The organism is Bradyrhizobium nivariense (genome assembly GCF_029846695.2).
Lineage (GTDB): Bacteria > Pseudomonadota > Alphaproteobacteria > Rhizobiales > Xanthobacteraceae > Bradyrhizobium.
Genome location: NZ_JARWCR020000005.1, coordinates 31,060 through 51,786, shown reverse-complemented (window position 1 = coordinate 51,786; position 20,727 = coordinate 31,060). Strand labels below are relative to the sequence as shown.

Below are 20,727 nucleotides of genomic sequence, written 5' to 3'. Positions count from 1 at the left end.
TACGTTCCTCGGCCGAAGACCTACGAGCCGGTCCCAAGCGAGAGAGCCCTCAGCCCCGCCGATACAGTTGCAGATAGCTCGGCGAGAACAGCGCCGCGTCCTTGAGCGCATCGAGATCGGTGACGGTCAGCGTGCGATCGCGCAGCACGATCAGGCCCGAGGCACGCAGCTCCTGGACCGTGCGGTTGAGATGGACCACCGACAGCCCGGTGGCGTCCGCAAGATCCATTTGCGTCACCGGCATCACGCAGGAATTGCCGTCGACCATCCCGACGGGACGCAGCCGTTCGATGATCTCGCAGAACAAATGGGCCACGCGCTCAAAGGCCACCCGGCGGCCGAGATTGATAGCCCATTCGCGCTGGATGGCGGTGTTGACGAGGGTCTCGCACCAGAACGCTTCTGCCAGCGCGCGGTCGCTCGCAACCAGACCCTCGAACCGCGCGCGCCTGATTTCGGTGTAGACGACCGGCGTCATCGCCGCGATGGAATGATCCATCACCGACAGCAGGAACGCGTGCGCGTCGCAACTTTCGCCGGGAAAGAGAAAATTGACGATCTGGCGCCGACCGTCTTCGAGCATCTTGTAGCGGCAGAGCCAGCCCGACAGCACGAGGCGGACACTGTCGACCGGATCGCCCTCCGAGATCAGATCCTCGCCCGATCCTGCGCGCTGGATTCCCTCGAGCATCGCGTATTCGAGCGAGGTGCGGGCCTCAGTCGACAACGGCCGCAGCACGTTCAGCCGGCGAATGACCGGCTCCACCAGACTGCGATCTAGCGTCGACAAGGGCATCAGCTGGCCACCGCCGGCGTATGAAACGCCCGCTTGCTGAGGGGAATGGTGATCGTGCATTGCAGTCCCTTGGGATTGAATGCCATCGTGGTCTGCCCCTTGAACTCGAACGCGAGTGTGCGCTCCAGAAGCTCGGTCCCAAATCCTTTGTGCGGCGGCGGCGCAACCGGCGGCCCGCCGCGCTCCCGCCACTCGAACACAAGCTGCGCCGGCTCGGCGCTCTGCTCAATCCGCCAGGAAATCTCGATGCGACCTATCGGCCGGCTGAGGGCGCCGTATTTCAGCGCGTTGGTCGCGAGCTCGTGAATGGCAAGCGCAAAGGTTTCCGCTGCCTTCGACTGAAAACGCACCGTGGGACCGGTGACACGCACCTGCTCGCCTTCTCTGGCATTATAGGCCAGCAGCTCCTCGACGGCGAGGTATTCGAGATCTACACCACCTTCAGGATCGCGGGTCACCAGCGCCTGGGTACGGGCAAATGCGTTGAGCCGGCCATCGAGATGGGAAGCGAACTCCTCGACCGTCGAGCTCGAATCGGCCGTGCGACGGGCGATCGAGCGCACCACGCCCAGCGTGTTGCGGACCCGATGCTGGAGTTCGGCCAGCAGCAGGCGCTGGCGCTCCTCGGCGCGGGTAATGGCGGTGATGTCGACGAAGGTGATGACGACCCCGGCGATGAAATTGTCGATACTGCGATAGGGCAGGATGCGCACGATGTAGCGCGTACCGCTGTCTGGCGCCCTCAGCTCGCGCTCGGCGCTGGCAAGCGTCCGCAGCACGCCGCGAATGTCGTCGTAGAGCTCCTCGATCGGGATGCGCGCCTTGATGTGCGCGATGGGGCGGCCCGTGTCGGTTTCGACGAGATGCAGAACCTGCGCGATCGCCGGCGTGAAGTTCATCACGCGCAAATCGTTGTCGAGGAACACGGTCGCGATCTGCGTGCTCTCCAGGAAATTCTCGAGGTCGCTGGTGGCGCGCGTCAATTCCTGGACGCGGTGAGCCAGCTCGCCGTTCACGGTGGTCAGCTCCTCGTTGACCGACTGCAATTCCTCGCGTGAGGTTTCGAGCTCCTCGTTTGCGGACTGAAGCTCTTCGTTGAGCGACTGGTATTCCTCGTTCGAGGACTTCAGCTCCTCGTTGGTGCTTTCGAGCTCTTCGATGGTTGCCTGGAGGCGCTCCCGCGTCGCCCGCAGCTCGCCTTCGATGCGCTCGACATGCTCGGTCTGCACCAGCGCATTGGGCTTGCTCTCGTCGGCACCGATGGTGCGCACCGGGCCGTCCTTGAACAGGACGACGAAATTGCGGTGGCCGCTGCCGCCATCCTGGATCGGCTCCACCGTGATGTCGATGAGAATGCGATGGCCGTTGTCGCCGAGCTGCACCTGCTCGGTATGGGCGGGCTCGTTGGTCTCCGCCGCGCGGCTGAGCACCGTGCGCAGTTCCAGGCGGAGATCGCGATGGACGAGTTGAAGCAGGTCGAGCGTGGCGGCGCCTGCCGTCGGCTCGATGTAGCGGCCGGTGCGCCCGGAAAAGTGCAGGACCTGAAAGTTACCGTCGGTAATGACATAGGCGGGGGCGTAGCGCTCCGCGATCCGTTGCGCGCGGCGCTCCAGCCCGACGTCGGGGCGGAACGAGCGCGACGGCGGCACCTCGACGGCTGCTGCCCTCCCCGCAGCGGCGGTGATCGGAAATTCCGGCGGCAGCCGCGTTCCGGTCTCGAGCTTCTTGAAAATGCGGGCGCGGCGGTCGATCGGCACGAACAGTTTCGGATGCCGCGTCACGTTCTCGGAATTGCCGAGGAACAGAAAGCGATCCGGCAGAAGCGCGAAGTGGAATAGCGGGATCACCCGGTTCTGCAATTCGGCATTGAGGTAGATCAGCAGGTTGCGGCAGGAGACGAGATCGAGCTTCGAGAACGGTGCGTCCTTGATCACGTTGTGCTGCGAGAAGATGCACATCTCGCGCAGCTCCTTGACCACGCAATAGGTATCGCCCTCGCGCACGAACCAGCGCGCCAGGCGCTCGCTGGTCATGTCCGCCTCGATCTTGGTGCGGTAACGGCCGACGCGCGCGGTCGCCAGCGCCCGTCCGTCGATGTCGGTAGCGAAGATCTGAACCTGCGGCGCGGAGTCCATTTTGGCCATGTGCTCGCGCAGGAGGATACCGATCGAATAGGCCTCCTCTCCGGTGGCGCAGCCGAGAACCCAGACGCGTACTTGCTTGCTCGCGTCCTTGCCTTCGAACAGCTTCGGGACGATCTGCTTCTCCAGCACCTCGAATTCGCGCTTGTCGCGGAAGAATTCGGTGACGCCGATCAAGAGGTCGTTGAAGAGGTGCTGCGCCTCGTCCTTATCGTTGCGCAGGAAATCGACATAGGCGGAAATATCGGCGATCTGGACCACCTGCATCCGCCGCTGCACGCGGCGCAGGAAGGTGTTCTGCTTGTAGCCGTGGAAATCATTGCCGGTCTTGCTGCGTAGGATATCGGCGACGCGCGCGAGCGAGGTCGCTGCAGCGGCCAGCACCTCGTCGAACCCCTGCTTGGCGTCCAGCCGCCGCAAATGACGGGCATAGACCTGGATGTGCTCGGCGATCTCTTCCGGAGAGAGCACATAATCGGCGATCGCCGCCGGCGTATTGGCGTCCTTCAGATGGTCAGCCTCGTCACTCGCCCCCTTTTCGGCGATGGCGAGACCACCGTGGTCCTTCAGCGTCGCGGCACCCAGCGTGCCGTCGCCGCCGATGCCGGACAGGATCACGCCGATCGATTGCTCGGCGCGTTCTTCCGCCAGGGACACCAGGAAGCTGTCGATCGTGGCCCGCTCGCCGGGCGCCTGCTCGGCCTCGCGCACCGCGAAGCGACCGCCCTGGATCGTCGTGATCATCGCCGGCGGGCACAGATAGATCGTGCCGCCCTCGATGGTCTGGCCGTCGCCGACGTCGGAGATCTTGCCGCCGTTGGAATTTTGCAGGATCTGGCGCAGCCGCGGCTCGTCGAGGGCCTCATGATGTTGAAGCGCCAGCACGATGGCCTGGTCGGCTCCTACGGTCAGCTTGGCAAAGAAGCGCTTGATGCTATCCAGAGCGGTCGGCGGGGCACCCACCCCGATGATCAGCGGGGGGCTGATCTGGCGCTCTCTTTCGACCGGCTGGTCGCCGACTTCATGCATGGTCTCGGTAGCTCTCATTCAGTGACGGGAACCAGCGGACGCCCGCTCGCCGCAAATAGCAGAACTGATGTTACCCCAACAGGTGAAAGCCGGAAACGTCACGCTGCGTTCCATACAGCGAGCATCGTTGTCTATTCCCGACCAAAGGCCCATAGTTGCCTACGGCAGGAGCCCCGTCATGCAGACGTCGGAAGAACTCGCGGCCCTGATCAGGCGGGCCGAGGACGCCACCGCCACCGCCCGCCGGCTGCTCCGTGAGAACGATCGTTTGCGCCGCAGCGTCGAGCGGCAACTCGACTTTATGTACGAACTCGGCGCCGATTTCAGGCGGCCTTTCAACGCCCCCCGGATCACTCCGGGTCGACTTGCTGCCGAAGATAGGCAATACGCTGCTCGATCAGGACGCGATGGCGCAGCCATTGCGTCAGGGTCTGCTTCAGCGCCTCGACCAACCGCTCCGCCTGGCCCGCATCGCAGCCGCCGGCACTGAGTTCACGGACCCGGTCCTCCTGGTCGCGGATGCGCTGCCAACCCTCCTCGATATCCCGATCGGCCTTGATCAGATGGCGGCGCTCGGAATCGAGCTGCTCGGTCCATTCGGCGAGGGAAATGGTCATGGCGACCCTCAAGCCTCCCGCTTGCGAGCCGGAGGATCGAGGGACTTTAGCACGACCCGCCGGATCATGTCGGCATATTCGCGATATTCGGCCGCCCGCGTCTGGTACATCTCGGCAACCGCAGGCCGGCCGCTGCGCCGGCCGTCGGCGGCCATGCGCTGCACCAGCTCAGCCCGCTCCTCGATGATGCGCAGCGCGACCCGCAGGGCTTCATCCACTTGCCCCTCCTGCTCTTTTGCGAGGACGTCGATGGTGAAGGCGTGACCGACCTGGCAACGGAAGCGCATCGGATGCGATGCCTTGATCTCGGACAGCACGCCCCCGCAGGCCGGGCAGGTCAGCGCAACCGGATCGGCCACCGATGTGAGCTTGTCACTGCCGATCCGTTCGCCGGCCGCGATCTCGACCTCGAGCCGGATCTCCGGCGGGATCGGCAGTGCGGCGCCCGCAACCTCCCTGGCGAGATCGGACAGAACGTCGCCCATTCCGGCGCCGGGGACGCAAAGATCGACGATGGTCGCCTCCAGGGCGCTTCTTGGCATTTCATCGGCGATGGCGTCCGAGGGGTCCTGCACCACCGAGATCCCGCCGCAACGCTTGATGGCGCTGAGACCGGCCGCACCGTCGGACAACAGGCCGCTGAGGAGCACGCCGATGACGCGCGGGCCGTAACTGATGGCGGCCGAGCGAAACAAGGCGTCGATGGCCGGCCGCACCATGTTCTCGCGCGGACCGCGCCCGAGGGACACGTGATCCTGGGACAGCAGCAGATGATGGTCCGGTGCGGCCAGATAAACCTGGCCGGGCTCGATCTTCATGCCGTTTTCGGCTTGCCGGACCGGAAGCGGCCCGGCGCTGCTGGCGACCGTCGAGAGAATGCCGATGCCCTGCGCCGGGATGTGCAGGACGACGAAAACGGCTGCCGGCAGATCCGGCGGCAGGCGGCCCAGGATCTGCTTCAGCGGTGCGGTCGCGCCGGCCGAGCCCCCGATGACGATGATGTCGTGGTTGCTCATGGAACCCGCCTTCGTTTGCATCGTTTGTACCAAGGCGGGTCACCGCCCTATGTTCCTATGGACCGAAAAGGAAGCATGGGAGGCACCATGGCGATGTCGGGCAGCATGCCGTCACGTCCGCGGGCGTCGCTCAGCGGGCGGCGGATCTTCATTGTCGAGGACGAATATTTTCTCGCCGATGACATTGGCAAGGCATGTCGCGCGCTCGGCGCAGACGTCGCTGGCCCGGCGGGTGATCTCCACGACGCACTCAGGATCCTGCACGACGGCAGCATCCTGGATGCCGCCGTGCTCGACGTGAACATCCGCAGTGAGATGATCTTTCCGGTCGCCCGTGAGTTGAAGGCAAGGAGCGTACCCTTCATCTTCACGACCGGATACGACAAGGTCACAATCAGTCCGGAATTTCACGACGTGCCGATCCTGGAAAAGCCGATCGATCTGCCGGCTATGGCACGGAGGCTGGCCGCGCTCATCGCCGATCCGCAAGGTTGAGCAGAACGGCGATCAGAACAGATGCGCGAAAGCGAGCCAAGCGGTCACCGCCAGGCACAGGACCACGGCTGCGTAAGGCAGCATGACGCGCAAGACATAACCCCTTCCCGCCGTCAGCCCATCATCATCCACACCATTGCTCCCACCATCAAGAGGAAACCCGTGATTGCCGTTGCGACAAAAGCCTGTTCGACGCGATCCATCGCCATCGCAGCCCCCTTTTTCCAGCCGAACCAATCTGACGGCTTGGGAAGCTTCGCGCATTAGGCTATGTGAATCGGCATCCTCCTTTGTCGGTCCGCGGGATTGGCCGCGCTGCTGCGCGCAGATTGCGACGGCGTCGTTCCACGACTTCGCCGTGCCCGGCTCCGCCATCTTGCGATGCTGCTTGGCCAGCATTTCGTTCGGCGTGACGTTGGCGACGGTGGTGTGGATCTTGTTCTTCAGTCCCCTGCTGGGCGAACCTTATCCGCTTCGCATCCTACTCGCGCCAGAACTCCGCCAATTCCTCGGCGGTCATCAGATCGACCTGGCCGTGAAAGCGGGTGCGGTACATCGTCATGAGCGCATCGTGGCCGACGTCGGACGAGCTGCACAGCGCATCCTCGACGATGACGACCCGAAAGCCGAGATCGACGGCGCTCAGGACCGTCGAGAGCACGCAGACGTCCGTCTCTGCGCCCGTGATCACGACCGTGCCGACGTTCTTGTCGATCAGCAGGCTGGCGAGGCCGGGATTGCTGAACGCGGAATAGGCCGGCTTGTCGATGACAGCTGCGGGAGGAACGAACCGGCACAGGGCCGGCAGGAGTTCGAGAGCGGACGGAGGCAGATGCTTGCGGGTCGCCTGTCGCCAGCGATGAAAATAGCTCCGCCATTGTCCCGGACGATCTTCCGGGTCTTGGGGCGTGATGAATCGCGTGAAGATCGTTCTGGCCGGACGGCGCGAAACGATCGAGGCGATGGTCGGCAGGACGCGTTCCATCCAGGGCGTCGCCCACAAGCCGCCGGGCGCGAAGATGTTCTGCATGTCGATGCACAAGTGAACGGCGTCGCTGATCTCGGCAACTTCCGACGCGCTGTCTCTCATCGTCCGCCACCCCTGACCTTGTGGGCATCAGCAGGACCATAATGGTGCGCGAGAACGTGGGCCGACACAACGCTCTCGACAAGCTTGCTGGCGCTCTCGCCATGGAAGGGGCATCGCCGTCATCCTCACCATCCGGGGAAACGCGTTCGAGATCTTCAGCCATCCGGCGAGGGTGTTCATGCCGGCGGCCGCACAGATCGAGCTGCCGAGTTTCGACCGTACCTGTCGGACCCCTCAGCACGGGCGAACTGAGGGAACTCCGGCGTCAGGGGAATAGAGAACTTCGCCGCGCTCACCCTCCTCGACGCATTTCGATAGTGGAATCGGCTTGCGGTGCTTCGCCACGAAGCGTAATTTTCAACTCTACGTAGCTCATTCGAAAGCATCTATCGGGTTCGGCCAAGCGGGAGACAGCAATGGCGGATGTCCCATGGCACCTTTCCGGTGACTATTTCGAGAATTGCAGTTGCAGCATCGTGTGTCCCTGCCTGGTGTCGGCGGCGCCCCCGTTGACCGCGCGACCGACCGAGGGCTTCTGCAACGTACCGCTGATCTTCCACATCGAGAGCGGCCGCTATGGCGATATCGTGCTCGACGAGCTGAATGTGCTCGTCATCCTCCACGCACCTGGGGTCATGGCAGACGGAGACTGGTCGGTGGCCGCCTATATCGATCAGCGCGCCAATGATGAGCAGACCGAGGCCCTGGCTGCAATCTTCACCGGCGGTGCCGGCGGCCCGATGGCCGCGTTCGCGCCGCTGATCAGCAAGAACCTGGGCGTGCGCAAGGTCCCGATCACGTTCCGGATCGACGGCAAGACGCGGTCCGCGGAAATTCCCGGCATCCTGCACATGTCCGTCGATCCCCTACCGACCATGCATCCGAGCGGCGAGATGTGGACGAACATCGGCCATCCGGTCAGCCCCGACGCCATGGTGATGGCCGTCGGCGCCGCCGGCAATACCTTCAGCGATCATGGCATGCACTGGGATAATTCCGGCAGGAACGGCCTCTATGCGCCGATCCGCTGGTCGAACCAGGCGTGATGTAAACTCCCGATACCGGCCTGCATCAGCGGCCGGCAACATCGATCGCACAACATCGATCGCAAATGACGGACAGCCCCCTGGAAAGCGTGCTGCGGCGCGATCGCTGGATCGTCGGCAGCGCGATCGGCCTCATTGTCGCGCTAGCATGGAGCTATGTGCTCTGGCTCGCCAACGACATGGACATGGGCGGCATGGACATGACCGAATTCCGGATGATCCCGGCCGGGATCGGAATCATGCTGCCAGCCGACGAGCCGTGGCGAACGATCGAGTTCGCCTATGTGTTTCTGATGTGGGCGGTAATGATGGTCGGAATGATGGCTCCCTCGGCCGCGCCCATGATCCTGATGTACGCCCGCGTAGGTCGACAGGGCAAAGCGCAGGGCAAGCCATTCGCCGCGACCGGCTGGTTTGCCGCCGGTTATCTCCTCGCCTGGTGCGGCTTTTCGCTGGCAGCCACCTTGCTCCAATGGGCGATCGAGCGGGCCGCCCTGCTGGATCCCCGGATGGCGATCGCGAACAACCTGCTCGGCGCCATCGTGCTGATCGCGGCGGGCGCCTATCAATGGACACGGCTCAAAGACGTCTGTCTCGCCCAATGCCAGTCGCCGTTTCTGTTCCTGATGCGCCACGGCGGCTTTCGCGGCGACCTGCGAGGCTGCCTGCTGCTGGGCGTTCGGCACGGAGGCTATTGTGTCGGCTGCTGCTGGGTTTTGATGGCGCTGTTGTTCGTGGGCGGAGTGATGAACGTGCTCTGGATCGCGCTTTTGGCGCTGCTTGTACTTTTGGAGAAACTGACGCCGGTGGGAAGCTGGATCGCGCGCGCTGCCGGCATTGCCTGTGTGGCCGCGGGCACCTGGCTCCTGCTGACCTTGCCGCAGTGAGTCCCGCAAAGACAAAACGACCCCGCCAGTTACCGTAGTAATCTGACGGGGCTTGTGAAACGATCTTTGGTTTGATTTGCCGTTGCTCTCGTCTGGCTTGTCATTCCGTCGACCACTCACTGACTAAATAACGAGGCGCGCTGGTTGCCGTTCCGCGGTCGGCGCAATTTTTTCGCGCCTCGGCGACAATAGGTTTCGACCAGCTCAGCCCGGCGGCGAAGCCCATCGCCATCACGGGTTGCCGCGCTTTACCCCTATATCGCCAGGCATCCCAGAACGCGCCGAATTTCGGCTGCACAATATTCGTCGGTGCATCGACGATGGCGTCTTTGCTCATCAGTGCGCGAGGAAGGAACACTTTGGACTGCCTGTCAGCAAGTCGGACGTGACGCCGCCAAACACCCATTCGCGCAGCCGCGTATGTCCATATGCACCTGCGACAATCAAATCGGCATCGCGTTGCTCCGCCGCTAGCATGAGTGCGTCCGCCACCGATCGTTCCGCGCGCACACGCGGCTCCGCGTCTGCGCGGACATCATGACGGCCAAGAAACGCCGCAACGTCCGTGACCCTCGCTTTGGCAGCCTCGATTTCAGATTCATCGACGACTTCGACGACCGATACGAGATCGGCCTTCTGAAGCAACGGCAGCGCATCGTGACATGCGCGGCGCGCTTCTCGCGTATCCTTCCAGCCGACGACGATGCGCTTCGCATCCAGGCTCCGTGTTCCGTCTGGGACAACCAGCACCGGTCGGCCAGCGTGCATCAGCACGTCGCCTAAGTCCATTAAGCTGAAAACGCCAAGCTGGGCGGGGGCCCGGCCGAGAACAATGACATCGGCCGCACGGCTTTCGCGTACTACTACGTCTTCGGGCAACCCAAACATGGAGCGCCATTCAATTTGCAGCCCGTCGACCGCGGGAGAGTTCCGGAAACTGGCCTCCGAGTTTTTAAACCCCGTTCGAATGCGCTCCTCTTCTGCCTCCATCTCGACTGCGATGGCAACTCCGCCGTAATTATCGACCAACGGTGCCCGCAGCTGAGCTGCGGCTACACCGATCAGTTTGGCGTTAAAACGACGCGCGACTTGCGCGGCGCATTCGAGGCGGTTGCGCGATATGTGATCCGGTTCGATATGAACAAGAATGGATGTCAACATCCGATTTCCCTCGGTTGCTTGCCGTCGGCGGTAAAGGCGATTCAGCTATCGCCATCCGACGCAGAACGCTCAAGGCTGGATGCAAAATGAAAGGCCACGATCCCGCGCGGATCTTTTCGAAGATTCCACAATGAGCAAAGCGATCACCCTTAAAGCGATCACCCTTGCAGGCACATTCTCGCATCACCACCACGCCATCAAACGCGGCGATTGTGAAATCAACTGGCGGTCAAACCGTTCCCGGAAAATCAGAGATCCCGGTTCAACCACCGGCGTCAGGCGCGCGGGCTAGATTCGATCACGCAGGCCTTTGACACCCTCGTCTTGGGCGCAATGCTCGCAACAGAAAAACGTACCGGCCTTCTCCAGGCCGTGTCCGACGATACGGATTCCACAATGTTCGCAGGTCGGCGCGAGCGCGTGAATGGCGCATTCGAAACTATCGAACGTATGCGCTTTGCCGTTCATCGAGACCTGAAAGGTCTTGTCATAATCATTGCCGCAGGTTTCACATGTCGCCATGATCTCGCCTCCGCTGATGTCGCAGATGGATGCTGAATTCGCCAAACGGCACCCGGTTCCAATTGGGTGATGCGGCTAGACGTCCCACAGATACGGCAGCGAGATCGTAGCCCGCGCATACCACCCACAGCGTATTGAATGATGATATTTCGGGTCACGTTTCCATTCATGCGATCCACTTACCGAAATGGATCAGTCGTCCGGAAGCCGTTTGTCAACCGATTGCCTCGCGCCGATCGGCTGAACGGTTCTCGATAAACTTGTGAAGACGGCTGGCACAGCAATAAGCCCGCTCCGGCTGCTGTGAAAGAGGCCAAGAACTGAATATCCGGCGGTTGTGCGGGATTGCGCGCGATTGATGCTGCTTCATATTGAAGTCTTGCGTTGCAAGCGCAGCTCGGAAGGGCATTCGAACGTCCGCAGGCATCGTGGCGCATACAAGCAGCATCCAGAGCGTCAACAGGGCGAGTTCCTGGTCGGTTGCCCGGGCCACAGTAATTCCCATGGAATAACAAACCGCCGGGGTCGATGTGATGGCCGTCTCCAGCAATCGGTTGCCCCACAGGGAATTGCCGAGCTTCCCTCCCTGCTATTGGCGCAACCGACGCGCATAGCAGGAAAACCGCGCACAAGCATTCCCGCCGAAAACGCATGGCATAAGACCTCATCTGAACCCACCCAAACGCGGGTCGGCTGGAAACTCCACTGAGTCCAATGTGCGAGGCGTGCCTCGGTTCCAGATGAAGTCCGCCAAAGTGTGAGATCGCTCTGACTTGTCCATTCGGGGTACGGACCTCCTGCTATCACCGTTCGGCTGCAAACGCCCGGAGACAGATCCTTGCGAGACAGATCCTTGCGAGCATCGGCTCCTCCGGCCGATGCGAAGGAACGTCCAGGAGCGGGGTGAGTTGCGCACATGAAGAACAGCGATCGTCAGCTTGCCGATCGACCCGCCCTGGGTGCGGGGGTCGCGCACCGGTAACGCTAATGGAGCGCCGAACCACCATCACGGAAGGAATTCGGCATGGCCCTCTCACCAGCAGCCGAGCGCATTCGCGAGCAGACCGAGCGCGAATTGATCGAGCTCCTGCATCGGGCCGGTGAGCACCTCCCTGCACCCGAACGCGACGATTTCGGATCTTATTTCGAGCGGTTTTCTCCCGCGAAAGTCGTTCTGCTCGGCGAATCGACGCATGGCACATCGCAATTCTATCGGGCGCGTGCGGCGATCACGCGCCAGTTGATCGAGCGGCACGGTTTCAACATCGTCGCGGTCGAGGCCGACTGGCCGGATGCGGCGACCCTCGATCGGCTGGCACGGCAACTACCACCCGGATCGCCCGGGGAGCGGCCGTTCGAACGCTTTCCGACCTGGATGTGGCGCAATGTCGAGGTAAGCGCGTTCATCGATTTTCTGCGAATCCATAACGACGCGCGCCCGATGGCGCAGCGCGTCGAGTTTCGAGGCCTCGATGTCTACAGCCTCAGCGGCTCGATCGCGGCCGTGATCGACTATCTCGAACGGGTGGACCCGGAGCGCGCCCGCGCAGCGCGCGAACGCTATAGCTGTCTAACACCTTGGCAATCGGATCCCGCGCTTTATGGCCGTGCTGTCCACTCGGGCCGGGACACTTGCGAAGATGAGGTGGTCGCGCAGTTGCGCGAGTTGCTCGAGAGTCGTCTTACCTATGCCGGGCACGATGGCGAAGCCTTCTTCAACGCGGCACAAAATGCGCGCATCGTACGGGCGGCGGAGCAGTATTACCGCATCATGTATCGCGGTTCGACGGAATCGTGGAATCTGCGCGATCGGCACATGTTCGACACGCTGCAATATCTGATGCAGCGGCGTGGGCCGCAGGCCAAAGCCGTGGTCTGGGCGCACAATTCCCATATCGGAAATGCCGCAGCTACCTCCATGGGCTGGGCCGGCGAGTTCAACATCGGAGAACTCACGCGCAATGCCTATGACGACGAGGCTATCATGATCGGCTTCGGCACCGATCGTGGGACGGTCGCAGCCGCCTCCGACTGGGGTGGCCGGATGCAGATCAAGTCAGTGCGGCCGGCGCGCGACGATAGCTATGAATACCTGTTCCGACGCACGGGGCTTGCACGATCATTGACCGATTGGCGGCCGCCCGGCCGAAGCGGTCTGCGCGAGGCCTTGGCGGGGCCGCGGCTTGAACGGGCGATTGGCGTCGTCTACCGCCCCGAAACGGAATTACTCAGCCATTATTTCCAGGCGGTGCTTCCGGAACAATTCGACGCATTCGTTTGGTTTGAGGAGACGCAGGCCGTGACCCCGCTTGCGGCGAAGCCGGCCAAAGGCGCGGCAGAAACGTATCCGTTCGGGTTCTGATCATGATGTCCGGAAAAGACCAACTTGGCGAAGTCTCGATCGGGCCGCATCGTCTTGCGGCGATACTTGGTGTGCCCAACGTCGCGACCGGCATCGTGATCTTCGCCCATGGTAGCGGCAGCGGCCGAACGAGCCCGCGCAACAATCAAGTGGCGGCGGGACTTCGAAAGGTCGGTCTCGCCACCCTATTGCTGGATCTTCTCACGGTCGAGGAAGAGCGGAACCGTCGCAACGTGTTCGATATCGGGCTGCTGGCCTCTCGGCTCGCCGAAGCTGCCGAGTGGACCCGCAATCAACCCGAATTGGGTTCACTGCCCTTCGGCTATTTCGGGGCGAGCACAGGTGCGGCCGCGGCCCTGGTGGCGGCCGCCGAAGGGCAGAACGTCGCGGCAGTTGTTTCACGCGGCGGTCGCCCGGATCTCGCCGGTGAGGCATTGCGGGCCGTCGGCGCACCGACATTGTTGATCGTGGGCGGGGCCGATCGGCCAGTGATCCCTCTCAACCAGTCCGCTTTCGAGCAGCTTTCGTGCGAGAAGGACCTCGTCATCGTGCCGGGAGCGAGCCATCTTTTTGAAGAACCCGGCACGTTGGAGCAGGTCATGCAACACGCCAAGCGATGGTTCGGCCGATTCTTGTCTTCGCCATTGCAGAGCGCGCCGGACGATATGGTGTTCGCGGATCGGCGCGAGGCTGGCCGACGCCTCGCGCCGCTACTCATGAAATACAAGGACCAACACCCGGTGGTACTCGCGCTGCCGCGCGGCGGCGTACCCGTCGCTTTCGAGGTGGCACAGGCCTTGATTGCACCGCTCGACGTCGCGCTCGTGCGCAAGATCGGTGCACCCGGCCACGACGAGCTTGGGCTTGGCGCGGTGGTAGACGGTGCCCACCCGCAGATCGTCTTGAACGACGAGATCGTTCGCGCGGTCCAGCCCGGAAACGCCTACCTGGAGGCGGAGACATCCCGCCAACTGGCTGAGATCGAACGCCGCCGTCACCTCTACCGGGACGGCGAACCGCCGATCGACGTTGCCGGACGGACGGCCATCGTGATCGATGACGGGATCGCGACCGGCGGAACCGTCAAAGCAGTCCTGAAGGCACTCGCCAGGGCAAAGCCAAGCCGCCTGGTGCTTGCGGTGCCGGTCGCACCAAAGGACTCCCTCGCCGATCTCAATTCTGAGGCCGACGAAATCATTTGTCTGGCCACCCCCGATCCATTCTATGCGGTCGGCCTGAATTACCGGGATTTCCGTCAGACTTCAGATCAGGAAGTGGTCGAACTGTTGCATCGTTCGAAAGTGAGCAGCCATTTGCACGAGAGCCCATGATGTCTCTCCAGATTTTCGCAAGGCTACGCAACGAGCCAAGCTGGAGATTTGCGGCGAGTCGCATGGCAAGGATAGGCAAACGTGGAGGATATCATCCGATGACAACGGTTGCGACCCTGCTTGCCCGGAAGCAACAGCTATTGGAGCGGCTGCAGGAGAATCCCGGCCCGAACGAGCGGGACGAAATTCAACGCCTTCTCGAACAGATCGAATCCGCACTCGATGCGCTCGAACGCGCGCGGCCTAGCGACCGCAGCGCGCAATAACGCTGCAATACATCTGAACCTAACAGAGCGATCTATACCGATGATCGAGGCAACGGCCTTGAGTTTCCCGAACATGGTTGAGCAAGCATGCACTGCGTTCCTGGCCGTTGTTGGTTGTTCACCGGCCGGAGCGCCGATACGGCACCCACGTCATGCGCGGTGGGTGCGTGATGCGGGCATCTCTCACGTACGCAGCAACCATCGGACACAGCCAGGACGCTTACGCAGCGACAATGCTGCGAATACCATCCGCGATCAGCTGGCTGGCCGACAGGATCGTGACCTTCTCCGTTACCAAGCCAGCATCGAGACGGAACGGCGGTATCGTATCCGAGATAATGATCCGATCGACCAAGCTGCTCGCAACGAGCTTCTGCGCGCCGGGAAGAAACAAGCCATGTGTCGCCGCCAGGATGACATAGGCAGCGCCGCCCCGGCGGCAGGCCTTCACGGCGCGCAGCATGGTCGAGCCGCTGGCGATCATATCGTCGAAGATGACCACGGTCCGTTCGCGGACGCCGCTTGGAGTCTCCTCATCGCTGACGATGTGATCCAGTCGGCGTTTACCCAGCGTGCCCAATTCGACATCTTCATTCATGGTCATGCTGAGAGCGTCGCGGAAGCGCTCGGCGCGCTTCACCCCACCGATATCGGGCGAAATGACTTCGATATCCTGGTCAGCGAGAGCTTTGCCGAAATGCGCGGCGAAGAGCTCGGTACATTCGATGTTCGCCGTCGGTATCCGAAATGCGTTCTCGAAGGCGGCGGGATTGTGCACGTCCAGCGTCACGATCGCATCCACCCCGGCGGCTTCGATCAATTGCGCAACATACCGCAGAGACAGTGGCTCTCCGGGTTTCGTGCGCCGATCCTGCCGCGCATAGCAAAGATAAGGCGCGATCAAGATCACGCGCGCTGCTCCGGAATCCTTTAAAGTGCCCGCGAACAGCAAGGCATCGCATAGCTTGTCATGCACGCTGCGCGACGGTCCGTCATATAGCGACTGGACAACGAGTGCATCCCGCCCGCGTGGGTCCACCAGTGGCCGCACCTTGCGCTCGCCATCTTGGAATATCCTTTCTTCGTGCTCCGCCAAGCTGGTGCCCAGGCATCCGGCGATGCCCTCCGCTTCAGGACGGCCGGCGTCGTAGGCGAAGATAAGCGGCTTATCCATCACAACCCCGCTGCGATGCGAATGCCCAGCACCAGAAGCATGCAGCCCACGAGTCCGGCAATGAAAACACACGCATCCACGGCTTGCGCAGGATGATCTCGCCCTGCCGCGCCTTCTCGGCGGGATAGCCGCGGGCACCCTCATTTGTAGGCGAATGCGTCATATCCCGCGTTTCAAGCATCTGCACCGACCGTTGCAAGATGTTCCAATAAGGAACCTCAAAGGACTTCTTTGACTAGCGTCTCGGCGTCTGCCCAGGATAATAACTACCCAGGGCAAGATGCGATCCCTGGACGAGGCAATCCGAAGAGTTGGCCAAGACAAGAGAAGAGTCGGCCAAGACAAGCGTCAGTTCCGAGCATCACTTTATGGAACGGTGATTTGGCTGAGGCGTTCGTTTGTTGGGGCTCGCAGTCAGAGGAGACAGACATGAGAAAGCTCATGCTGATACTGCTCGCCGGCGCGGGTGCTCTTGTCATGTCGAGCGCTTACGCTGCCGACGACTTTCAAATCGGAGACGGGTCGCCTCTGCTCCATCAGGCACGACTCGTTTGTGATGACGCCGGCCGATGCTGGCACACCAGGGGAGATCGCCGCGTGATTATCGGGGACGGCTATTATTCCGGACCGCGCAGGTACGATTATTACGATCGCGGCTACTATGACCGGCCAGGCGTCGGAGTTCATGGGCCGGGCTTCAGCTTTGGCATCGGCCCAGGCTGGTGATATTGTCGCGATGCGGCCTTTCCACCGATCGGCGCCGCCGAGCCCGAGTTAAGAGTTCGGCGGGCCGTCTGGCTTTGCGCACGTACCTCGATGGATTTCCTTGCCTCGATGGATTTCCTTGCGGTTTCCTTGCGGTCAAGGCCGCACTTCTTCTTCAGCGAGTGGTCCCGTGCCGGTTAGGCGACAGACCGTCCTTGTTGATGACCGACTGTCCAGAGAGCCCGCACTTCTTCAGGCAATGCGTGGCGGACCTTCTCGACCTGATTTGGGTCAAGGTGATGGTTCAAGACCTGGAACGTCGCGTGCGCGGCATCACCTGCGCCGATCGGCCGCAACGAGCTCAATTCTGCTGAAATGATCCCGAGAAACTCGGCGGCGGAACGCCAGTTTTTCGGGACTTCACTCGGCCGCCACTGATCGTAGTAGACGCCTCGGATCAGCAACGGAAGTTGAGCACCCAGGTGTGCGGCAAGATTGACCGGGATCCGATCGCGAATGGTTCGAAGCACTGTCCCCAACGCATGCCAGGCAAGTTGCTTGTCATGCGGCAGCGTCGTCATCATCTCATCCAGCCACGTGTTTGTGAGGTGGATCGTTCTGTCGAATACATCGAGACCTGTCGCACTCATGATAGCGTCCCCTTTCTCGAAGATAGCTAGACGGACAACGTCGTCCGCGACCATCGGTTCTCGCTTTTTGGGATTGATACCGGCTGCGATATCCGTCGAAGCTTTCGACGGCGCGACGAACGAGTTAACGGCGAAATCCTGGGGGCATGGATGCGGGGAACCAGCGACTGAAAGCAAACCGAGTGAGCCCTTCTCGCGTTATCTTGGATTGACTGCAGACGAACTTGATTCGTCGGGCGGCTGACCCAAGTCACGATCAAGGAGCTCTCTCTTACTTGTCACAGCACAGTGAACCGCGCCGAAGAGCCAACCGCCATTGCGTGGATTTTCCTGGTCAATTCGCTGGCGCTCAACCATCTTTCATGAAACTTCTGCACGACAAATTCGATTGTCGTTACACCAATGCCCGTGTGCCACTGCTCCGGCGGGCATCTGTTCTCACGATTGAGCTGGAGAACGGCAATGAATGAGCCTCTTGAGCAGCGTCGCGAACCCTCGTTGGACGCCCCATCGGGATTCCACCCCCTCGTCTACAAAGCCGCAATCGGATTTGTGGCTCTTTTCGTCGCAGCAGCCTGGGTGGCCTTTGATCGGCAAAGCGATATCGAACTTCCTCTCGCTATGCTGAGCGTCCTGCTGTTTGTTGCGGTGCTCCTTCCTTACCTTCTTTGGAGGATATGGCGCACAGGTCAGACACGACCACCGACGCTGAAGACCAACAAGGGCTTCCGGAAATGGATGAAAGGGTCCACCCAAGTCTGGCAAAGCAGACTCAAGAACAGCGACGCTGCGATCGATATGCTGTTACCTCTCGCGGCCGTCGCGCTCGGCCTCGTTGCGCTGGGCATCGTGTTCGAATTGAGCTGAGCGCGGCTGACGGGGGCGCCCCGCACTCACGCTCAACGCTCGATCGTTCCGGTCCGGCGGATCTTCTTTTGCAGGAGCATCACACCGTAGAGGAGCGCCTCTGCAGTCGGCGGGCAACCGGGGACGTAGATGTCCACGGGAACAATGCGGTCGCATCCGCGGGTCACCGAATAGGAGTAATGATAGTAGCCCCCGCCATTGGCGCATGACCCCATCGAGATCACATATCGCGGTTCCGGCATCTGGTCGTAGACCTTGCGCAGCGCCGGCGCCATCTTGTTGCACAGCGTGCCGGCCACGATCATGACATCCGACTGCCTTGGGCTGGCACGTGGCGCAAATCCGAACCGCTCTGATCATAGCGCGGCATCGCCATTTGCATCATTTCGATCGCGCAGCAGGCGAGCCCGAACGTCATCCACATCAACGAACCGCTTCGCGCCCAGGTGATGAGGTCATCAGCCGCGGTGACAAGGAAGCCCTTGTCGGCGAGATCGCTCCTAACAGCGCCGAAAAACTCGTCGCTTATCGGTTTGCCGGTTCCGGGGTCCAGGAGCCCTCTGCCAGCAGGCACGATCAACGGACGGTCCATGCGCCTCTCCTGTGCGGCACTCTTTCATGCAACGCACAGACGGCATTACCGTTCGTTTCGTGAGAAATGCTTCGCGGGAATGCGATGAACTCGCCTCCGTCTCCTGTACTCGGATCCCGATGATGACTCCAAACAACCAGCCTAGACCTCGATCAAGGCATAAGGTCGACCTGTGGGCTTTTCGATCGATCGGGCCACGTTGTATACCAGCGCGCCGCCAGGCGTGCGGCCTTCATAACGGCCCTGATGAGCATGGCCGTGCACCACCGCACTCACCTTAAATCGATCGATGGTTTCGCCGAGACGTGACGAGCCGAGGAACGGAAGAATCTCCATGGGCTCGCCCTCCACCGTATCGAGAATCGGCGCATAATGAAGAACGACGACAGCCTGCTTGCTCGCCACGGCGCGCATGGCGTTTTCGAGGCGCGTCGCTTCGTTGACGGCTTCGGCGACCACGCTCTTGACGACGGCCTCGCCGAACGAAGCAAGCATGCGGCGGCCAAACCCACCGATGAAGCCCTTCACCCCGACGAAGGCGACGCCATCGATTTCGTACGACTGCCCATTGAGCAAATGCATCCCGGCCGCCTTCAAAATGCTCTTTACCTCTTCAGTCTGCCCGGACTCATAGTCGTGGTTTCCAAGCACGCCGACAACGGGAATGGAGCAGGCGCGCAAATCCTCTGCCAGAAGTTTCGCTTCCGACGGCCTACCGAGGTCCGTGAGGTCGCCGCAAAGGACGAGCACCTGGGCCTTGGTCGAGAGCTCGGCAAAGAGTTCGCGGAACGATAACGTACGGTCCTCCTTCACGTGGAGGTCGCCAATGGCAGCGAAGGTGAGCTTGTCGGGCCTTTCGGACATCGCGCTACTCACTATCCTCGTCTGCGTTGACAAAGCCCCATTGCTCAACGGCCGGCTGATAATCGACCTGGGAAAACATGCGCCCCCGACATATCCTCACGCGCGGAGGAGGAAGCTCGAACTGTGCCTTCAGCCGGGCGACCAGTTCGTCCATCAGCCACCGTGGCACGCAGTCACGCTCGCTCGGATAGGCCCAGCGGAAATTGAGCAGATGTGCCAGGAGCACCTCCCAATGCAACTCCATGTAGCCAAGCAGACGCCGCCAGTCGATCTGATCGTGCTGTTTGAGAATGAGATGCGCAATATCCGCGCCGTCATAACGGTGCCGTAGCTGAACGAAGGCCTTCGACCAGATCAACTCGGTCGGCGCGATGATGCGCATCTTCGTGCCGAACACCTCGACGTGGGGCGCGGATTCGAACCATTGGTCGGCAACGGGAGCCATGCCATGCCAGAACGCGAAGATCACGTCGAAGAAGTGCTCGTCCTGGAAGACTTTTCCGAGCCAGCGTTCGTCCTCGATTGCGACGGTGTATCCGAGGTTCCGGAAGTGGCCAAGGACACGGGGATAATCTGCCGGTTTGCACACGATATCGAGATCTTTGGTCGCGCGCGTCACGCCGGTATAGGCGCTGAGCGCATACGTGCCCGCCAACAGAAACGGAAGATCGAGCTTCGCGAGCTCGCGCAAGGCCAGAGCGTAAAATGCCTCGGCGCTGGCCGATGTGACAACCGGCGCGGCGGCTGCGGTGACCATCTCAATAGATCCGGTGACCGGTCTGATGTCCTTCACCATCGAGGTTCACTCGAAGCTCATCGGCTTCGGCCATGAAGCTACCCATTTGACAATCGAATAGACCGTGCAAAGTTCCGCGGTCGCCGAGGTCGCATTGCGCCCTTGCCGCTTCGGTCGCAATGGCGCGGTCCGTCGAGTTGGACGCAACTTGAATTGTCGGCCCAGCTTCCTATATTGTGTTTAGCAGTTGATTTGGATCGCTTCGGTCCTCGCCGAGGTAAGGCTTCAGCGGATGGTGACGGTCGATCGTCCCGAAGTCCATGACTGCACTCAATACAGTATGCTCAATACACTATGGATGAACGTCGCGCGGCTTCAGC

24 protein-coding genes and 2 pseudogenes are annotated in these 20,727 nt (G+C 61.6%); 10 read left to right on the top strand and 16 right to left on the bottom strand.

The window, feature by feature from the left end:
• Positions 1-49 precede the first annotated feature (49 nt).
• The 4 genes from QCM77_RS06235 to QCM77_RS06220 form a co-directional block, all read right to left on the bottom strand.
• Entirely contained in the window at positions 50-796 is a 747-nt protein-coding gene (locus QCM77_RS06235; protein WP_279662318.1) for a Crp/Fnr family transcriptional regulator, read from the bottom strand.
• Positions 796-3,966: a CheR family methyltransferase gene (locus QCM77_RS06230; RefSeq protein ID WP_279682439.1), complete on the bottom strand. Its 3,171-nt coding sequence runs from the start codon at positions 3,964-3,966 to the stop codon at positions 796-798. The genes QCM77_RS06235 and QCM77_RS06230 overlap by 1 nt, the downstream gene beginning before the upstream one ends.
• 350 nt (positions 3,967-4,316) lie before the next feature.
• Positions 4,317-4,583: a hypothetical protein gene (locus QCM77_RS06225; protein ID WP_279662316.1), complete on the bottom strand. Its 267-nt coding sequence runs from the start codon at positions 4,581-4,583 to the stop codon at positions 4,317-4,319.
• Between the two features lie 8 nt (positions 4,584-4,591).
• Complete coding sequence (locus QCM77_RS06220) at positions 4,592-5,599, bottom strand: chemotaxis protein CheB (protein WP_279682437.1); 1,008 nt, start codon at positions 5,597-5,599, stop codon at positions 4,592-4,594.
• Positions 5,600-5,692: 93 nt separating this feature from the next.
• Here QCM77_RS06220 and QCM77_RS06215 point away from each other — a divergent pair, with 93 nt between their 5' ends.
• Positions 5,693-6,094, top strand: a complete 402-nt coding sequence (locus QCM77_RS06215) for a response regulator (protein ID WP_462676075.1) — start codon at positions 5,693-5,695, stop codon at positions 6,092-6,094.
• Positions 6,095-6,442: 348 nt separating this feature from the next.
• Here QCM77_RS06215 and QCM77_RS06210 read toward each other — a convergent pair.
• A pseudogene (locus QCM77_RS06210) lies at positions 6,443-6,544 on the bottom strand (SDR family NAD(P)-dependent oxidoreductase); the annotation flags it as partial.
• Between the two features lie 31 nt (positions 6,545-6,575).
• Positions 6,576-7,184, bottom strand: coding sequence for a cysteine hydrolase family protein (locus QCM77_RS06205; protein WP_279682436.1), 609 nt, complete (start codon positions 7,182-7,184; stop codon positions 6,576-6,578).
• 41 nt (positions 7,185-7,225) lie between these two features.
• Here QCM77_RS06205 and QCM77_RS06200 point away from each other — a divergent pair, with 41 nt between their 5' ends.
• The 3 genes from QCM77_RS06200 (at position 7,226) to QCM77_RS06190 (ending at position 9,117) form a co-directional block, all read left to right on the top strand.
• Positions 7,226-7,555 (top strand): formate dehydrogenase accessory sulfurtransferase FdhD, encoded by a 330-nt coding sequence (locus QCM77_RS06200; RefSeq protein WP_347882355.1) that lies wholly within the window; start codon positions 7,226-7,228, stop codon positions 7,553-7,555.
• A gap of 45 nt (positions 7,556-7,600) precedes the next feature.
• Entirely contained in the window at positions 7,601-8,230 is a 630-nt protein-coding gene (locus QCM77_RS06195; RefSeq protein ID WP_279662312.1) for a DUF1326 domain-containing protein, read from the top strand.
• A 65-nt stretch (positions 8,231-8,295) separates the two neighbouring features.
• A complete protein-coding gene (locus QCM77_RS06190) occupies positions 8,296-9,117 on the top strand; it encodes a DUF2182 domain-containing protein (RefSeq protein ID WP_279682435.1) in 822 nt (273 codons plus the stop codon).
• A 100-nt stretch (positions 9,118-9,217) separates the two neighbouring features.
• On the opposite strand, the gene QCM77_RS06185 is transcribed toward QCM77_RS06190, so the two are convergent.
• Positions 9,218-9,454: a hypothetical protein gene (locus QCM77_RS06185; RefSeq protein ID WP_279682433.1), complete on the bottom strand. Its 237-nt coding sequence runs from the start codon at positions 9,452-9,454 to the stop codon at positions 9,218-9,220.
• On the bottom strand, positions 9,454-10,278 hold the full coding sequence (locus QCM77_RS06180; protein WP_279682432.1) for a universal stress protein: 825 nt from the start codon (positions 10,276-10,278) through the stop codon (positions 9,454-9,456). The genes QCM77_RS06185 and QCM77_RS06180 overlap by 1 nt, the downstream gene beginning before the upstream one ends.
• 130 nt (positions 10,279-10,408) lie before the next feature.
• Here QCM77_RS06180 and QCM77_RS06175 point away from each other — a divergent pair, with 130 nt between their 5' ends.
• A complete protein-coding gene (locus QCM77_RS06175; protein ID WP_279662308.1) occupies positions 10,409-10,570 on the top strand; it encodes a hypothetical protein in 162 nt (53 codons plus the stop codon).
• Here the strand turns inward: QCM77_RS06175 and QCM77_RS06170 are convergent.
• The 3 genes from QCM77_RS06170 to QCM77_RS06160 all read right to left on the bottom strand — a co-directional run bounded on the left by QCM77_RS06170 (position 10,567) and on the right by QCM77_RS06160 (position 11,995).
• Positions 10,567-10,845, bottom strand: a complete 279-nt coding sequence (locus QCM77_RS06170) for a metallothionein (RefSeq protein WP_279682430.1) — start codon at positions 10,843-10,845, stop codon at positions 10,567-10,569. The two genes, QCM77_RS06175 and QCM77_RS06170, sit on opposite strands and share 4 nt — an antisense overlap.
• A 169-nt stretch (positions 10,846-11,014) precedes the next feature.
• Entirely contained in the window at positions 11,015-11,350 is a 336-nt protein-coding gene (locus QCM77_RS06165; RefSeq protein ID WP_279662306.1) for a hypothetical protein, read from the bottom strand.
• 483 nt (positions 11,351-11,833) lie between these two features.
• A complete protein-coding gene (locus QCM77_RS06160) occupies positions 11,834-11,995 on the bottom strand; it encodes a hypothetical protein (protein WP_279682429.1) in 162 nt (53 codons plus the stop codon).
• Positions 11,996-12,040: 45 nt separating this feature from the next.
• Here QCM77_RS06160 and QCM77_RS06155 point away from each other — a divergent pair, with 45 nt between their 5' ends.
• Genes QCM77_RS06155 through QCM77_RS06145 form a run of 3 tightly spaced genes read left to right on the top strand, consistent with a single transcriptional unit; the run spans position 12,041 to position 14,759 of the window.
• Complete coding sequence (locus tag QCM77_RS06155) at positions 12,041-13,162, top strand: erythromycin esterase family protein (RefSeq protein WP_279682427.1); 1,122 nt, start codon at positions 12,041-12,043, stop codon at positions 13,160-13,162.
• Between the two features lie 2 nt (positions 13,163-13,164).
• Positions 13,165-14,493 (top strand): phosphoribosyltransferase family protein, encoded by a 1,329-nt coding sequence (locus tag QCM77_RS06150; protein WP_347882354.1) that lies wholly within the window; start codon positions 13,165-13,167, stop codon positions 14,491-14,493.
• Entirely contained in the window at positions 14,490-14,759 is a 270-nt protein-coding gene (locus QCM77_RS06145; RefSeq protein WP_279682585.1) for a hypothetical protein, read from the top strand. The genes QCM77_RS06150 and QCM77_RS06145 overlap by 4 nt, the downstream gene beginning before the upstream one ends.
• Positions 14,760-14,979: 220 nt before the next feature.
• Here the strand turns inward: QCM77_RS06145 and QCM77_RS06140 are convergent, their stop codons facing one another.
• Positions 14,980-15,933: a ribose-phosphate diphosphokinase gene (locus tag QCM77_RS06140; protein WP_279682425.1), complete on the bottom strand. Its 954-nt coding sequence runs from the start codon at positions 15,931-15,933 to the stop codon at positions 14,980-14,982.
• 429 nt (positions 15,934-16,362) lie between these two features.
• Between QCM77_RS06140 and QCM77_RS06135 the strand changes: the two genes are divergently transcribed.
• Complete coding sequence (locus QCM77_RS06135) at positions 16,363-16,659, top strand: hypothetical protein (RefSeq protein WP_279682424.1); 297 nt, start codon at positions 16,363-16,365, stop codon at positions 16,657-16,659.
• Positions 16,660-16,835: 176 nt separating this feature from the next.
• Here the strand turns inward: QCM77_RS06135 and QCM77_RS06130 are convergent, their stop codons facing one another.
• A complete protein-coding gene (locus QCM77_RS06130; protein WP_279662377.1) occupies positions 16,836-17,288 on the bottom strand; it encodes a DUF2267 domain-containing protein in 453 nt (150 codons plus the stop codon).
• 462 nt (positions 17,289-17,750) lie between these two features.
• Here QCM77_RS06130 and QCM77_RS06125 point away from each other — a divergent pair, with 462 nt between their 5' ends.
• The gene (locus QCM77_RS06125; protein ID WP_279662301.1) at positions 17,751-18,155 is read left to right on the top strand and encodes a hypothetical protein; all 405 of its coding nucleotides are present in this window, start codon (positions 17,751-17,753) and stop codon (positions 18,153-18,155) included.
• A 32-nt stretch (positions 18,156-18,187) separates the two neighbouring features.
• On the opposite strand, the pseudogene QCM77_RS06120 reads toward QCM77_RS06125, so the two are convergent.
• The 3 genes and pseudogenes from QCM77_RS06120 to QCM77_RS06110 form a co-directional block, all read right to left on the bottom strand.
• Positions 18,188-18,747, bottom strand: a pseudogene (locus QCM77_RS06120) (NuoB/complex I 20 kDa subunit family protein).
• 141 nt (positions 18,748-18,888) lie between these two features.
• A complete protein-coding gene (locus QCM77_RS06115; RefSeq protein WP_279662300.1) occupies positions 18,889-19,611 on the bottom strand; it encodes a metallophosphoesterase family protein in 723 nt (240 codons plus the stop codon).
• A gap of 4 nt (positions 19,612-19,615) precedes the next feature.
• Positions 19,616-20,407, bottom strand: coding sequence for a nucleotidyltransferase family protein (locus QCM77_RS06110; RefSeq protein ID WP_462675952.1), 792 nt, complete (start codon positions 20,405-20,407; stop codon positions 19,616-19,618).
• Between the last annotated feature and the right edge of the window lie 320 nt (positions 20,408-20,727).